At 64.4% G+C, this 15,124-nt stretch carries 14 protein-coding genes, 1 tRNA gene and 1 pseudogene; 9 read left to right on the top strand and 7 right to left on the bottom strand.

Features of this window, described 5'->3' with window-relative positions:
• Positions 1-308 precede the first annotated feature (308 nt).
• On the bottom strand, positions 309-770 hold the full coding sequence (locus tag CXY71_RS20455; RefSeq protein WP_104140002.1) for a hypothetical protein: 462 nt from the start codon (positions 768-770) through the stop codon (positions 309-311).
• Between the two features lie 241 nt (positions 771-1,011).
• On the opposite strand from CXY71_RS20455, the gene CXY71_RS21325 reads away from it, so the two are divergent.
• Positions 1,012-1,152 carry a hypothetical protein gene (locus CXY71_RS21325; protein ID WP_158253171.1) on the top strand — a complete coding sequence of 47 codons (141 nt, stop codon included), beginning with the start codon at positions 1,012-1,014 and terminating at the stop codon, positions 1,150-1,152.
• Positions 1,153-1,193: 41 nt separating this feature from the next.
• Positions 1,194-1,811, top strand: a complete 618-nt coding sequence (locus CXY71_RS20450) for a DJ-1/PfpI family protein (protein WP_104139999.1) — start codon at positions 1,194-1,196, stop codon at positions 1,809-1,811.
• 202 nt (positions 1,812-2,013) lie between these two features.
• Here CXY71_RS20450 and CXY71_RS20445 read toward each other — a convergent pair.
• From CXY71_RS20445 to CXY71_RS20435, 3 genes and pseudogenes are all read right to left on the bottom strand, one after another.
• A pseudogene (locus tag CXY71_RS20445) lies at positions 2,014-3,292 on the bottom strand (IS1380 family transposase).
• Between the two features lie 179 nt (positions 3,293-3,471).
• The gene (locus tag CXY71_RS20440) at positions 3,472-5,121 is read right to left on the bottom strand and encodes an MFS transporter (protein WP_104139996.1); all 1,650 of its coding nucleotides are present in this window, start codon (positions 5,119-5,121) and stop codon (positions 3,472-3,474) included.
• Positions 5,118-5,927 (bottom strand): tryptophan-rich sensory protein, encoded by an 810-nt coding sequence (locus CXY71_RS20435; protein ID WP_104139993.1) that lies wholly within the window; start codon positions 5,925-5,927, stop codon positions 5,118-5,120. The genes CXY71_RS20440 and CXY71_RS20435 overlap by 4 nt, the downstream gene beginning before the upstream one ends.
• Positions 5,928-5,984: 57 nt before the next feature.
• Between CXY71_RS20435 and CXY71_RS20430 the strand changes: the two genes are divergently transcribed.
• Positions 5,985-6,458 (top strand): MarR family winged helix-turn-helix transcriptional regulator, encoded by a 474-nt coding sequence (locus CXY71_RS20430; RefSeq protein ID WP_233198195.1) that lies wholly within the window; start codon positions 5,985-5,987, stop codon positions 6,456-6,458.
• Here CXY71_RS20430 and CXY71_RS22755 read toward each other — a convergent pair.
• From CXY71_RS22755 to CXY71_RS20415, 3 genes are all read right to left on the bottom strand, one after another.
• Positions 6,441-6,713, bottom strand: coding sequence for a transposase (locus CXY71_RS22755; RefSeq protein ID WP_368665910.1), 273 nt, complete (start codon positions 6,711-6,713; stop codon positions 6,441-6,443). The genes CXY71_RS20430 and CXY71_RS22755 overlap by 18 nt on opposite strands.
• 114 nt (positions 6,714-6,827) lie before the next feature.
• Positions 6,828-6,899 (bottom strand) — tRNA-Arg (locus tag CXY71_RS20420).
• 69 nt (positions 6,900-6,968) lie between these two features.
• The gene (locus tag CXY71_RS20415; RefSeq protein ID WP_104139984.1) at positions 6,969-7,631 is read right to left on the bottom strand and encodes an iron ABC transporter ATP-binding protein; all 663 of its coding nucleotides are present in this window, start codon (positions 7,629-7,631) and stop codon (positions 6,969-6,971) included.
• Between the two features lie 41 nt (positions 7,632-7,672).
• Between CXY71_RS20415 and argS the strand changes: the two genes are divergently transcribed.
• From argS to thrB, 6 genes are all read left to right on the top strand, one after another.
• Positions 7,673-9,349, top strand: coding sequence for an arginine--tRNA ligase (argS, locus tag CXY71_RS20410; RefSeq protein ID WP_104139981.1), 1,677 nt, complete (start codon positions 7,673-7,675; stop codon positions 9,347-9,349).
• Positions 9,346-10,128: a DUF2993 domain-containing protein gene (locus CXY71_RS20405; RefSeq protein WP_104139978.1), complete on the top strand. Its 783-nt coding sequence runs from the start codon at positions 9,346-9,348 to the stop codon at positions 10,126-10,128. The genes argS and CXY71_RS20405 overlap by 4 nt, the downstream gene beginning before the upstream one ends.
• Positions 10,129-10,266: 138 nt before the next feature.
• Positions 10,267-11,694: a diaminopimelate decarboxylase gene (gene lysA / locus CXY71_RS20400; RefSeq protein ID WP_233204734.1), complete on the top strand. Its 1,428-nt coding sequence runs from the start codon at positions 10,267-10,269 to the stop codon at positions 11,692-11,694.
• Positions 11,691-13,028: a homoserine dehydrogenase gene (locus CXY71_RS20395; RefSeq protein ID WP_233204733.1), complete on the top strand. Its 1,338-nt coding sequence runs from the start codon at positions 11,691-11,693 to the stop codon at positions 13,026-13,028. Before lysA ends, CXY71_RS20395 begins: the two co-directional genes overlap by 4 nt.
• A gap of 50 nt (positions 13,029-13,078) precedes the next feature.
• On the top strand, positions 13,079-14,155 hold the full coding sequence (thrC, locus tag CXY71_RS20390; protein WP_104140065.1) for a threonine synthase: 1,077 nt from the start codon (positions 13,079-13,081) through the stop codon (positions 14,153-14,155).
• Positions 14,152-15,111, top strand: a complete 960-nt coding sequence (gene thrB, locus CXY71_RS20385; protein WP_104139972.1) for a homoserine kinase — start codon at positions 14,152-14,154, stop codon at positions 15,109-15,111. The genes thrC and thrB overlap by 4 nt, the downstream gene beginning before the upstream one ends.
• Positions 15,112-15,124 lie beyond the last annotated feature (13 nt).

Genomic DNA, 15,124 nt, shown 5'->3' with positions numbered 1-15,124 from the left:
CGACAAACCCACCAAGAATGACCGCCTCGAACTAGCCGCCTAAACTCCCACTGGTCTCATCCGCCTTGACAAGTTCCGGGGTGGCACTGAACGATGTGGTGGACCTGCCGAGGTCGATCCCATCACCCTCACTATTGCATCCTGAACTCACTGAGCGCCCCGACTCTGAGCGTCCCGACTCTGAGCGTCCCGTAAGGGGTTCCCTTATCGGAACGGACCCAAAGCCGGCGATCGCGTGTTTAGGTGCCCTGGTGGGCGTCCGTCTTACGGTCGAAGTCGTGGGACCCGTGCATTAAAGGAGTGACGGTCTATGTGAGGTCCTCCACTATGTCTTGGTCGATGCTTGATCGGTGCCGTGCGTGGATGCCGACGGCGGCCAACGGGAGCAGGGCGTACACCGGCGCAAGCGCCAGCGCGCCGAGGAAGGCCGGGCCGGTCGGTGCGGCATAGCCAAGGTTCATCGCGAGGAGCGCCCAGCACGCCCCGGCGCTGCCTGAAGTCAGTACCGCCGCGATGTAGAGCGTTCCTTGAAAGGGCTCCTCATGGTCGCGATCGACGACTGCGGCGATGGCCAGGGCGAAGCCACCGAGCGTTAAAGCCGCGATAGGCAGGAAGAACATCCACAACGGTTGCGTGTTCGAGACCTCGGTACCGGACCACTGCACGTTCAGAGGGTTCGGCAAGGGGGTCCATTGCATCACCACGATTCCGACGGCCACGGTCGGAACCGCGACGAGCAGGGCGGCGAGAATACGGCGCGTGAACATCATGACGCCTCGATTCTAGGGGAGCCATAGGGTAATTGGCGGGTTCGCGTTGACGGTTGGTCTTGAGGGACGCGCTACTCCCTGATTCCGGTGAGCGGGAGGTACTCGTCAAGCCGAGAGTGCTGCCGTCGGGGATACTGCACTTATGGGGAAGAGAAAAGAATCGCTCGCGTGGTGGTCACTTAACGCCATCGCGGTCCCCGCCATGGGGTTTGGCGCGTTTTTAATCGCACAATCTTCGTCCATGCAGACCTTGGCGGGCGGGGGGGTTCTCGTCCTCATCGCACTGACCGCAGTGCTGACCGCAGTGCTCACCGCAGTGCTCACCGCAGTGCTGAATCTGCGGAAGCTATCGCGAGCGACCGGGTGGCGTTCTACCGCGTGACTAACCCAGATTCGGCCAACCGCTCGAGCGGTTTAGGTGGCATGGACGAGTCTCGCCGGCGCGTCTCGATTGTCCTTTTCCACGGGTTCGAGCTACTCGACGTCTTTGGCCCGGTAGGCCTACCTAGAATGCTGCCGCAGGCGTTCTCTGTCGAATTGGTCGGCCCCGCTCCAGGGCTTGTGAGGAGCAGCCAGGGTGCCGAGGTCGTGGCGACCGTTGGCTACCGTGACGCGAAACTTCCCGACATTGTTCTCGTTCCTGGACGACGAGGTACTCGCTCGCTCGTCAACGACGCAGGATTCCTCGAGTGGCTAGCAGCGTGGGCGAGCGACGCACGACTGGTGACCTCGGTGTGCACCGGTGCTGCGGGGCTCGCCGCGGCCGGGCTGCTCGATGGGTTTCGAGCGACGACCAATAAACGCGCGTACGGATGGGCGACGTCGCATGGATTGTCCGTCGAATGGGTCGCTCAAGCACCGTGGGTAGAGGACCGCAGCCGATGGACGTCTTCAGGAGTTGCGGCAGGAATTGACATGACCGCCGCACTCGTTGCGCATCTCTTCAGGCCAGAGGCTGCGGCGGCGGCCGCCGCCGCCGAGCTAGAGATTCACACGGACGCTCACTGGGATCCCCTCGCTGCAGCAAACGGATTGTTCTAAGCCTGAATCCACCGGTCGGCTTCTGAAGAATTCTTGATTTGGGCTCGATCCTCTTTCGGGGTTTTGGGTGCGGTCAAGCTGTGGGCCTCGATGCCTGGGTGTTCCACTGGGGTTTCTGGTTGCGCCCGGTTGGGCTGGATGGTTAGGGGGCGGCGCCGCCGGGCGGGCTGCAAACGCTGATGAACAGCGCCGTCCAGCCTTCTTACCAGGGCCAGTTTTCGGGTAGGTGTATCGTGACGCGTCGTGCCGACGTGGATATTCTGGCGGCGACGTTGATGAGTTTGCGGCGAACGGTCGCGGTGACGGCTTTTCCGAGGGCGCCGCTGGCCAGTGTGCCGGCGGCGCGGGTGAGGTTGAACGTAATGCAGGCCAGGACGAGCCAGGCCGCGTTGGCCGTGAATACCCCGGCCGAGAAGTGCGCCATCGCCGACGCTTTCATGTCAGCGTTCAAATTTTCGATGACCGCGTGGTGACGGTGGGTTTTGTCGGCGTCAACGGTGTTGAGTGTGCTGGTGGTGAAGAATGCGTGAAGGCGGAACAGGTCGAAAAGGGTGCCTTGACCGGCCTCGACGGTCTTGTTCAGTTCCGGGATACGACGCACGACGAGGCGTCCAGGGATTTGTTCGCTCTTCTTCGTGGAGCCGAACGCGGTGAAGGGAATCTCGGCGACTTCCGCGTCGCAAGATTCACCGCCCGGTGGCGTCGTCGAAGATCGCGTTGGTGTATTTGATCGGGGTCCACGCTGTATTGGGGATGGAGCTGATACCCGCTTTCACCAGCGAATTCAGGCGTGCCGTGATCGAAACCATCGCGCCGGCGCGGAGGGCTGCTTTGATGACGGCGCTGACGTAGTAAGCGCTGTCCGCTCGTAGGAGCAGCATTCCTTTCGCGGTTGGGCTGCGCAGTCGTTTCACGGTCGCGAGGGTGTCGGCGACGAATTTCTTTGCGCCGCGGGCGGAGTTTGTGGGGCCTTTCCGTAGCCGGGAACTGACGATGATCGGAGCGGCTGATCCGGTGCTGACGATGGTGAGCAGGGCGTTGAGGCCGCGGACACCGGAGTAACCAAAACCGGCGCCTTGCTTCTTGTAGCCGCGCACCTCCCTGATGGTGTCGTCGATATCGACTAGGGCGAGGTCGTCGATACCGGTCACGATCAGCGTGACGGCGGCGAGGTTCCGCAGCCACCGGGACGCGGCGGCGTCGAGCTGGCGGACATGGCCGAAAGTGAAGGCGCGCAGGAACGATCCCAGGGTCGAGGGCGCATAGGTTCCGGTGAACAATTTCCGGAGAGCACCGTGCCGGAGCACGGCCATATCACCGATGGAGTCGGCGCCGGTGAGCATTCCTGCGACCAGTGCCAGTGCTTTCAGGCCGGCATTCGCACCGAAGTAACCGGGCAGTTTCACCCACTCATCGATCAGGGAGCCGAGGCCCGTTTTTGCAGCCAGTGCCATCGTGGGGACCAGTCCGGCTGACGACACGAGGTTGGGGTCGTCGAAGAACGTAGATAAGGACCGGTGAGTGTGAGAAAGTTACATCTACGAGATGTCTCCCTGAGCGCTGAATAGTTTGTCTAGATAACAACTATTTTAGCTGATCAGAACGATATTCTCGGTTTAACGCGCCGTCAAAACCTCAAGGCCGATCGGTGGATTCAGGCTTAGACCGGCTCTCCCGACGTCCGGACCGCGGTGACGCTCTCGCCGACCGCTTCCTCTTCGCGCTGCTCGTGGTGCGGCGCCGTTCCGGAGAGCCGCAGCGTAGCAAGGAAGCCGAGCACGAGGAACCCGGCTGCGGCGAAGGCCGAGTATCGGGTACCGTCGCTGAAGGCCTCCCGCGCGGCATCCGCCACAGCCGGACTCTGCGTCTCGAGAACCGGGATCGCGGAACCAGCACTGTTCACGACCGCGTCGACGATTTGCATCTGGGTCTGTGTCGGCAGGCCCGGCACGGAGGACAACTTCGCGTCGAGCGATGCGCCGACCGCGGTGAACAGCACAGTGCCGAGCACCGCGATTCCGAGTGCGGACCCGATCTGCCGGGCGGTGCTGGAGGTGCCGGAGCCCTGGCCGCTCTGCGCTACGGGGACGTCCTTGAGCACCACGCCGGTCAGCTGCGCGGTGGCCAGGCCGACGCCGATCCCGTAGACGAACAAGAACGGCACGACTACCAGCCAGGTGGCTTCCGCAGTGATGACGATGCCGAGCCCGGTGACACCGATGATCTCGGCGACGATGCCCATGCGCACGATCGTCTCCGGCGAGGTCTTGTTACCGAACGCGCCCGACAGTCCGCTGGCCACGAACGATCCCACCGCGAGGGCGAGCAGCACGAAACCTGTCTGCAGGGCGTCATAGCCGAGCACGTTCTGCAACCAGAGCGGCAGCGAGAGGATGATGCCGAATTCGCCGAGCGACACGATCATGGCGGCGATGTTGCCGTTGCGAAACGACGGGATCGCGAACAGAGAGAAGGCGAGCAGGGTGGTCTTGCCGGCCCTCTGCCGGTAGCGTCCCCAGGCGACGAAGGCGATCCCGGAAACGATGGTGAGCAGGAAGACGAGGGGGATAACCGACCATGAGTACGGCCAGGTCCAGTCGCCGAACGTCGGGGCGTTGTTGGTGAGCCACCAGCCGTAGGTGCGACCCTCGATCAACCCGAAGACGAGCGAGGCGCTGGTGATGACGGAGAGGATGGCACCGACCACGTCGACGCGGCGAGGCTCCCCGGCATCCCGGGAATCGAGCACGAAGACCAGCACGCCGATGATGATGACGATGCCGAGGGGCACGTTGATGCCGAACGCCCAGCGCCAGGAGAAGTAGGTGGTGAGCCAGCCGCCGAGCAGCGGGCCGACGGCCACCATGCCACCGATGGTCGAGCCCCAGATCGCGAACGCGATGCCGCGGTCCCGGCCACGGAAGGTGGCGTTGATGATCGACAGGGTGGTAGGGAGTACCATCGCGCCGCCGACGCCCTGGATCAGCCGGGCCAGGATCAGCAGGTCGCCCGATTGGGAGAACGCGGCGAAAACGGATGCCGTGGTGAAAACGATCACGCCGAGCACCAAGATGCGGCGGCGCCCGAAACGGTCGGCGAGCGTGCCGAACACGAGCAGGAGCGCGGCGAAGACGAGCGTGTAGCTCTCCTGCACCCACTGCACCTGTGTCGACGTGATGCCCAGGTCGGCCACGATCGAGGGGATGGCGACGTTGATGATCGTGGAGTCGACGATGATCAGGGCAACCGCGACGCTGATGAAGACGAGGCCGGCCCAGCGGCGGCGGGCCGAGAGGGCGGTGCTGGTCATGCGGGTACCAGCCCTCGCATTGACGTGGGGGAGGAGCTTCGGATGCGAATGGTGACAGTGACGGTGAGAATAGTAACCACCGCGACGAGGGCCGCGATCGCGGTCGGGGTGGAGAGGAGGGTGCCTGTGAGGCGGGCGACGGCGATCCAGGCGAGTCCCCAGCAGAGAGATGCGGAGGGGGCGAGCCGGCCACGCCCGGAGAGCGCGATCAACACGCCGACCAGACCGGCCACCGCGATCACCCCGACTGCCCAAACGTCCGCGCTGATGCCGAAGCCGCCGAAGCCGGCGGCGACGAGCACGGCCGTCACGTTCGCCGCGGTGGCAATGCTGACCCAGCCCAAGTACAGGCCGATCGTACCGTCGGCGACGATCGTCTCGACCAAATTTCTCGGCCGCGAGGCGAGGGTGAGCTGGAGCGCCCGGATAAGCACGGCCAGAAGCAGCACGATCACGGGGACACTGAGTGCGAGCAGGTCGAACTGGATGCTGAGAATCCAGGCCGCGTTCAGGGCCAGCGACGCGGCGACCGGGTAGCCGAGGGTGCGCTGCCGGGCATCCGTTGTCTGCGCCGGCAGGAACTGCCAGATGGCGTAGGCGATGAGGCCGAGGTAGATCGGGGTCCAGATGCCGAATGCTGGGCCGGCGGGGGCGATCAGGGTTGCATCGGCGGCCAGGGCCCCGCCCGACGCGTTCTGGATCGGGGTTCCGCCGGCGGCGCCCGAACCGATGAACGATCCCACGATGGCCAGGATCGCACTGACCAGCACCACTGTCTGGCGCAGACGATCGTTGCTCTGTTTCATCTCAGTCTCCTAGTAATCAGCTAGCTGATTAGTTGACGTTAGCACTAGATTAGGGGCATGACTACACCTGATCCGGAACCCCCAGCGGAGCAGGAGCCGAGACCGGCGAAATTGCAGGAGTCCATGGCCTGCTGGCCGACCGGACGCCTGCTCTCGACCGCCGCGCGGCTGGTCGAACACGCCTGGGTGGAGGCGCTGGACCAGCTGGGACTGACCCACGCCGGCATGGTGGCACTGCACCTGCTCTGCTCGGGGCCGCTCAGTCAGACCGAACTCGCGCATGCCGCCCGCGTGCAGACGCAGACTATGTCCCGCACCCTCGAACGACTCGAGCGCCAGGGCTACGTCGTGCGTACCCGGGACAAGCACGACGCCCGGCGACACTCCGTGGTCAGAACGGATGCCGGCACCGTTGTCTGGGAGAAGTCACGCACGCTCGAGGCCGACCTCTTTCCCGAGCTCGAGAACGCGGATGCGATGCGTGACGCGCTGCTCACGATCATCTCCGCCGCCTCAGCCCGCCGCTGGTAACCCGGACCGTCCCATATTTAGCAAGCGGGGCACACCCTGGGGCGTGTCTCCTAACGGCTTCAACCAGATCGTGATCGCCCGGAGGATGACTCCGCCGCGGTAGGTTACGGCGAGCTTGGCGTACCGGGTCGCGACGCCGCGCCATTGTTCGAACGTCTCGAAGCATCGCTCGATCACGTCGCGGCGCTTGTGGGACTCCTTGTCGAAGCCGGGAGGCCTACAGCCTTTTTGACGCGGACTTAAACAGCGTCGCAGCAGCGCTGAATCAGGTTTTTATTAAAATGAATGTGGGCAAGCGACTAATTGCCGACATCTGCAATTACGACTGAAATGGCTTAGATCTGCGTGATTACGCGGATCTGGCGGGTGTGCCCCCAGGCAGATTCGAACTGCCGCCCCTGCCTCCGGAGGGCAGTGCTCTATCCCCTGAGCTATGGGGGCCAGGGTGATTCAAGGTTAGCATCACGGGCCGGTTGCGATGACCCATCGGGTCCGAGTCACCAGCATCCGCTACCCGAGGTGCGCGAGAATCACCGAGAGGAGACTCTCGGCGTCTCCGGGCTCACCGAACGCCGGGGTGCTCAGGGTGATCCAGTAGGTTCCGGTGAACACCTGCGCCTCGCCCACGCCGCCGGAGTAAGTAAAGAAGCCGTCAACGGTTGGCGGGGTTCCGTAGGTCGGCACGGCCTGGCTCTCGGCATCCGCCTGCTGCTTGAGCGTGGTCATCAACACATCGTTGGGCGCCACGACCGAGACCTCGATGAGTTCGCCGCTGGTCTGGTTCGACCAGCCGCAGGTCAGCCCGTTGTAGGCCGTGGCGGTCTCGGCCAGACCGTCAGCGGTTGGTGAATAATTCGGGGCGGAGCCGTAATTCGGGTTGAAATCATAGACGTTCTGCAGGGTGAGCAGGTCGCCACAGATCTGCGTGATCGAAGAACCGGTCGCTTCCGGTGTCGGTGTCGGAGACGACGACGGCTTAGCGCTCGTCGTTGGGTCAGCGGATGCTGTGCTCGTCGCCGCCGCGGAATCCGTTGGCGTCGGCTCGCCACCACTCGCGCAGCCGCTTAGAACGAGCGCGAACAGAGCGCTACCGGCGAGTACCAGGTCGGCTCGTCGCCGCGCGGAGCGGGGAGCAGTGGGGGAAAATGAGGGGTAGACGCGGGTATCAGTCACCCGTTGACCTTACCAACAGGAGGGGCCGGTACGATTGTTCAGTGACTCCTGCCGAACTCTCCCAGTCCCTTTTCGATCTCATCCAGGACGTCAGCGAACGCCGAAGCGAGGCTGACACGGTAAGGGTCGACCTTGGACTCACCCTCGCCGACGTCGCCGTCGAACGTCCGCGCAATCGCAACCACGGTGACTGGGCCTCGAGCATCGCGTTGAAAATCGCCAAACCGCTCGGTGCCAACCCGCGTGAAATCGCCGCAGAGCTGGCCGCCGGTCTCGAACAGCTGGCGGATGTCGCATCCGTTGAAATCGCCGGTCCGGGCTTCATTAACATTCGCCTCGAAGCTGCGGCCGCGGGCGCACTCGCGCAGACCATCGTCAACCTGGGCGACGCTTACGGAACCGGTCACCTTTACGACGGCCTCAAAATCAACCTCGAATTCGTCTCGGCCAACCCCACCGGCCCAATCCACATGGGCGGCGTGCGTTGGGCTGCGGTTGGCGACAGCCTCGCCCGCGTGCTGCAGGCCGAGGGCGCCGACGTCACCCGCGAGTACTACTTCAACGACCACGGTTCGCAGATCGACCGCTTCGCCCGCAGCGTACTCGCGAGCTACCTCGGCGAGTCCACCCCGGAGGACGGCTACGGCGGAGCGTACATTGGCGATATTGCCGTGAACGTGCTCGCCAAGTTCGACGGCGACGTTGCCGTCCTTCCCCGCGATGAGCAGCAAGAGGTGTTCCGCTCGATCGGTGTCGACCTTATGTTCACCGAGATCAAAGACAAGCTGCACGGTTTCGGCGTCGATTTCGACGTGTACTTTCACGAAGACTCGTTGCACGAGTCCGGCGCCGTCAACCGTGCCATTGAACGCCTGCGCGAACAGGGCCACATCTTCGAAGCGGAAGGCGCCATCTGGCTGCGCACGACTACCTTCGGCGACGATCGTGACCGGGTGATCATCCGCTCAAATGGTGAACCAGCCTACATTTCGGGTGACTTGGGTTACTACCTCGACAAGCGTGAGCGCGGATTCGACCAGTGCCTGATCATGCTCGGTGCCGACCACCACGGCTACGTCGGCCGCATGATGGCGATGGTCTCGGCCTTCGGCGACGAGCCCGGCGTGAACCTGCAGATTTTGATTGGCCAGATGGTCAACCTGCTCAAAGACGGCGAACCGGTGCGCATGAGTAAGCGTGCCGGCACCATCGTCACCCTCGACGACCTCGTCGACGCCGTCGGTGTTGACGCTGGCCGCTACGCGCTGGTGCGCTCGAACAGTGACTCGCAGCTCGATATCGACCTCGACCTGCTCGGCAAACGCACCAATGACAACCCCGTCTTCTACGTGCAGTATGCCCACGCCCGCACCTGCTCGGTCGCCCGCAACGCGCTAGCGAGCGGCGTCGAACGCTCGGTCTTCTCGCCCGAGTTGCTCGTGCACGATAGCGAATCGGCACTGCTCGGGGTATTGCAGGAGTTTCCACGTGTCGTCGCGCAGGCCGCCGAACTGCGGGAGCCCCACCGCGTTGCCCGTTACATCGAAGAGGTCGCCGGCTACTATCACCGTTGGTACGACAACTGCCGCGTGATCCCGCTCGGCGAGGAACCCGTCACCGACCTGCACCGCACCCGCCTGTGGCTCAACGACGCAACCGGCCAGGTGATCCGTAACGGACTCAGCCTGCTCGGCGTCACCGCTCCGGAGCGCATGTGACCGTGGTGAATGAAATCGTGATCAAGCGCAAACGCCGCGGTCTTGTTCCGCTCATCATTGTCGGTGTGCTGGTCGGGCTGCTGGTGGTCGCGTTCTTCCTAGTCGACAGCGGACTGCGTGCCTTTGCCCAGGACCGCGCCGAAACCGAAATCAGCAAGCGGATGCCCGCCTCCGTGACCGGCGACGTCACCGTCAGTATCGGCGGCACTTCGGTGATCGCACAGTTCATTGGGGGTAATTTCGACCAAGTGGAACTGACCGCGCCGAAGCTGACCGTCGACGGTGTGCCGGCATCCGTTCATGTCATTGCCCGCGATGTGTCGACCAATACGGCCAAGGCGATTGGCTCGCTCAGCGCGACCCTTGACCTCGATGAGCCCGCCCTCAATCAGCTCGTTCGAGCCTCCGGCAGCGCTCCGGCCGACGCCGTACTGGCTCTCGGGGACGATGACGTTGCCTTAACCGCGTCGGTGAAATTGTTCGAGTTCAACGTCGGATACAGTGCGACGGCCACGGCCAGCGCCACCGGCGATACCCTGAATTTCACCCCCACCGCAGCGACCGTCACGAGTGGTGTCGGCGACATCGACGCCACACCGCTGGTCAATCTCATCTTGCAACAGGCCCCGATTGGAGTTTGCGTGGCCAGTTATCTGCCCGAGGGAGTCGAGCTGAGCGATGTCGACATTTCACCAGAGCGGGCACGGGTTACGCTGGAGTCGAGCACTTTACGGCTCACAGTGCAGTCGCTGACCACCCTTGGCAGCTGCTCCAGTTAATTCGAACGTCGCCACCCGCGGCGGTAGAATACGCGTCAGGCACGCCCGCTCCCTGTGGGCTGACCAATTTTCCGGCTTCAGGGACCAATCCGGGTTCGCTCGCTGAGATTCCCTTTCGACTCTCGTGAGGTACTTCCCGTGACGACACGCTCCTTAGAAGGCTTGCCCAACCCCCTGGCCCCCGACTGGCTGTGCGTCCCCGCCGACGCCAACGCGCTCGCACCTGGGCTCTGGCCGACTTCAGCGACCCGCAGCCCTGGCGGAGAATTGTCCATCGGCGGTGTCACCGCAGCGGCCCTCGCCGCCGAATTCGGCACTCCTCTGTATGTCATCGATGAAGCGGATGCCCGCGCTCGCGCCGCCGAGCTGCTCACCGTGTTCCAGGCCGAGTTCGCCCGTATCGGCACGAGCGTCAAGGTGTACTACGCCGGCAAGGCTTTTCTCTCGACCGAGGTCGTGCGCTGGGTCAGCGACGCCGGCCTGAACATCGACGTCTGCAGCGGCGGAGAACTCGCCGTCGCGCTGGCGGGCGGTGCCGACCCGGCAAGGCTCGGCTTTCACGGCAACAACAAATCACTCGCCGAACTCGACCAGGCCACGCGGGTGGGCGTCGGCACGATCGTCATCGACAGCGAGGTTGAAATCGGTCGCGTCGCCGAAGCCGCCGCGCGCCACGGACGCGCGCAGAACGTGCGCCTGCGTGTGAACAGCGGAGTGCACGCCCATACCCACGAATTTCTGGCAACCTCGCACGAAGACCAGAAGTTCGGCATCGTGCTCACCGACGCGCCGAGGCTGGTCGCGCTGATTCGGGCCGAGCCCGCGCTCAACTTCGTTGGTCTGCACTGCCACATCGGCTCTCAGATCTTTGGTGCAGACGGATTCGCCGAGTCGGCCGCCCGGTTGCTCGACCTGCACGCCGTCCTGCTCGCCGGCGGCCCGGTCCCCGAACTCAACCTCGGCGGTGGCTTCGGCATCGCCTACACGAGCGCCGACGAACCCACGCCGATTCGCGAGCTCGCCCTGGCCCTGGCCGACATCGTCGCCACCGAGTGCGCCCGACTGAACATTCCGCTGCCGGTCGTCGCGTTCGAACCGGGCCGCGTCATCATCGGTCGGGCCGGCGTGAGTCTCTACCGTGTCGGCACCACCAAAGCCGTCGATGTGTCGGGCATGCAGCGCCTCTACGTCAGCGTCGATGGCGGCATGAGCGACAACGTTCGCCCGGCCCTGTACGGCGCCGATTATGCGGTGCGCCTCGCCGATCGCACGTCGACCGCCGAGCCCGCGCTCGTTCGCATCGCCGGCAAGCACTGCGAGAGCGGCGACATCGTCGTCGACGCCGACTATCTGCCGAGTGATGTGACCCCCGGCGACCTGCTCGCCGTGCCGGCTACCGGAGCGTACTGCTGGGCGCTGTCCAATAACTACAACTACCAGGGCCGCGCGCCCGTCGTTGCCGTATTGAATGGTTCCGCGCGCGTGCTCGTGCGCGGCGAAACGATTGCCGACCTGCTCGCGCGGGATGCCGGGGCACAGCAGCCCTTCAATGGAGGAGAATCTTGAAGATCGAATACCGCAATCTGCGCGTCGCGCTCCTCGGCGGTGGCAACGTGGGCGCCCAGGTGGCCCGCCTCTTGCTGGAACAGGGCCCTGAACTGGCCAACCGCGTCGGCGCCACCCTCGAACTGGTCGGCATCGCGGTGCGCGACGTGAACGCGGAGCGCACGGTCGACCTGCCCCGCGAACTGTTCACGACCAACGCCGAAGAGCTAATTCTCGGCGCCGACATCGTGATCGAGCTGATGGGCGGCATCGAGCCGGCTCGCAGCCACATTCTGCTGGCGATCAATAGTGGAGCGGATGTTGTCACCGCCAACAAGGCGCTCCTCGCCCAAGCCGGACCCGAGTTGTTTGCGGCCGCCGATCAGGTCGGTGCCCAAATCAACTACGAGGCCGCGGTTGCCGGGGCCATCCCCATCGTGCGCCCGCTGCGCGAAAGCCTCGCTGGCGACCAGGTCAAGCGCATTCTCGGCATCGTCAACGGCACCACGAACTTCATTCTCGACCGGATGGATATCGACGGGTCCAGTCTCAAAGACGCGCTGGCCGAGGCGACCGCGCTGGGTTACGCCGAGGCTGATCCGACCGCAGACATAGGCGGATACGACGCGGCGCAGAAGGCGGCCATTCTGGCGAGTCTGGCGTTTCATACGACGGTGCCGCTGGCATCCGTTTATCGCGAGGGCATTGAATCAGTCACACCGGCGCAGATCGAATCGGCCCGCAAGGCAGGCTACGTCGTGAAGCTGCTCGCCATTTGTGAGCGGGTCATCGATGAGAATGGTGTCGACGGTGTGTCGGCGCGGGTCTACCCGGCAATGGTGCCGCGCAGCCATCCGCTGGCCGCGGTACACGGCGCCAACAATGCAGTCTTCGTCGAGGCGGAATCCGCTGGCAGTCTCATGTTCTACGGCGCCGGAGCCGGGGGAGTGGAGACGGCCTCCGCTGTGCTCGGCGACGTTGTTTCTATTGCGCGTCGTCACGTCGCCGGTGGGCCAGGCGTCGCCGCCTCGACCTACGCCGAACTGCCCATCTTTGATATCGGCCGGGTCACCACCCGGTACGCAGTGACTCTCGAGGTCACCGACGAACCCGGTGTGCTCGCGACCATCGCGAGCGTCTTCGGCCAACGCAACGTGTCGCTCGCGCTCGTGGAACAGTCCATGACGCCGGCCGTGATGGCAACGAAGAGTCGTGCAGCCCGTTCGGCCACGGCTACCCTAGTGATCGGGACCCATGACGCAACGGAGGCCGCACTCGCCGCCACCGTGCGAGACCTGGCCACCAACAGTGTTGTTACCGAAGTCGCATCCGTTTTGAGAGTTGAAGGAGTCTGATGTTTAGCCCAAGCGAGACCAGTACCAACCTGACCAAGCCCGGCGCGATCATTAGCAGCCAGTGGCGCGGGGTGCTGAACGAATACTCCGATCGACTGAATATCTCCGAGAAGACTCCGATCATCACCCTCGGTGAGGGCGGCACGCCGCTCATTCCGGCCGCTGCGCTCTCCGCGCGCACCGGCGCCAAGGTGTGGATCAAGTTCGAGGGCATGAACCCGACCGGTTCGTTCAAGGACCGCGGCATGACGATGGCCATCTCCAAGGCCATGGAAGACGGCGCCAAGGCCGTCATCTGCGCCTCGACCGGAAACACGAGTGCTTCCGCCGCCGCCTACGCGACTCACGCCGGCATCACCGCCGCCGTGCTCGTGCCCGAGGGCAAGATCGCCATGGGCAAGCTCAGCCAGGCCGTCGCCCACAACGCGCAGCTGCTGCAGGTGCAGGGCAACTTCGACGACTGCCTCGACATCGCCCGTGACCTCGCCACCAACTACCCGGTGCACCTGGTCAACTCGGTCAACCCTGACCGCATCGAAGGCCAGAAGACCGCCGCCTTCGAGGTCGTCGAGGTGCTCGGCGACGCCCCGGACTTTCAGTTCGTTCCGGTCGGTAACGCCGGCAACTACACCGCCTATTTTCGCGGTTACAGCGAAGAGGTCGCCCGTGGCGCCACCACGAAACTGCCGCGCATGTTCGGTTTCCAGGCCTCCGGCAGCGCCCCGATCGTGCTCGGCCACCGGGTCGAGAACCCCGACACCATCGCAAGCGCTATCCGCATCGGCAACCCGGCATCGTGGGACCTTGCGCTGAACGCGCGTGAGCAGAGCGATGGCTATTTCGGTGCCATCACAGATACGAAAATTCTTGAAGCGCACCGCATTCTCTCGGCCGAGGTTGGGATTTTCGTGGAACCGGCATCCGCTATTGGAGTGGCTGGTCTGCTCGAGCGCGCCGAGGCCGGATTCATTCCCAAGGGCTCGACCGTCGTGATCACCGTCACCGGCCACGGTCTGAAGGACCCGAACTGGGCGCTGCGCACCGCCGACGGTTCCGACGTCGTGCCCACCATCGTTCCGGTCGACACCGCCGAAATCGCCAGCGTGCTCGGCCTGGGCAAGGCATGACCAGTCCTGTCTCGCTGATCGGGCGCGCCGTTTCGGTGCAGGTTCCGGCCACCACGGCCAACCTCGGCCCAGGTTTCGACACGCTCGGCCTCGCGCTGGCCAAGTACGACCAGCTCGAAGTCACCGTGCGCAGCGAACCCGGCGTCTTCGTCGAGGTGCACGGAGTGGGTGCCGGTGAGGTACCCACCGACGAGAGTAATCTCGTCGTGCGTGCGATCATTCACACCTTCGAGGCAGTGGGTCAGCCCATGCCCGGGCTCAACGTCGTCGCGCATAACGTCATTCCGCACGGGCGCGGCCTCGGCTCCTCCGGTGCGGCCATCGTGTCGGGCATTATGGCGGCCAAGGGACTGCTCGAGGGCGTGGTCGACATCGACGCCGAAATGCTGCTCGTACTCGCCACCGAGATGGAAGGGCACCCGGACAATGTCGCCCCCGCTCTGTTTGGCGGCTTGACCATCGCCTGGACCACCCCTGAAGGCCCGCGTCACAAAAAGCTCGTGGTACACCGCGGCGTCAAACCGCTCGTGTTCGTTCCGGAGCAGGAGATGTCCACCGCGCTCGCGCGCAGCCTGCAACCCGCTTCCGTACCGCACGAGGACGCCGTTTTCAACCTGTCTCGCTCAGCGCTGCTGATTGCCGCGCTGATTCAGAGCCCGGAACTGCTGCTGGCCGCGACCGAGGACAAGCTGCACCAGAGCTACCGCGCCGCCGCCATGCCGGAGACGAACAAGCTCATCACCCTGCTGCGCGAAGCCGGCTTCGCGGCAGTCGTGTCCGGTGCCGGGCCCTCCATTCTGGTGCTGGCGAGCGACCCGGGCCAGCGTCTGGTCGCAGCCGAACTCGTAGCGAGCCAGTCAGACACCCCGTGGCGGGCGCTCATGCTCGCCGTTGACGTGCAGGGAGCCACCGTGCATTCGCTCGCTACTGTGAGCACGGCTGAGAGCGCCGCGTAACGCGCGTCTGATC

The sequence above is a fragment of the Cryobacterium sp. Y62 genome (assembly GCF_002929785.1).
Lineage (GTDB): Bacteria > Actinomycetota > Actinomycetes > Actinomycetales > Microbacteriaceae > Cryobacterium.
Note: the sequence above shows the minus strand (reverse complement) of the source record. Positions and strands in the feature narration are given on the sequence as shown.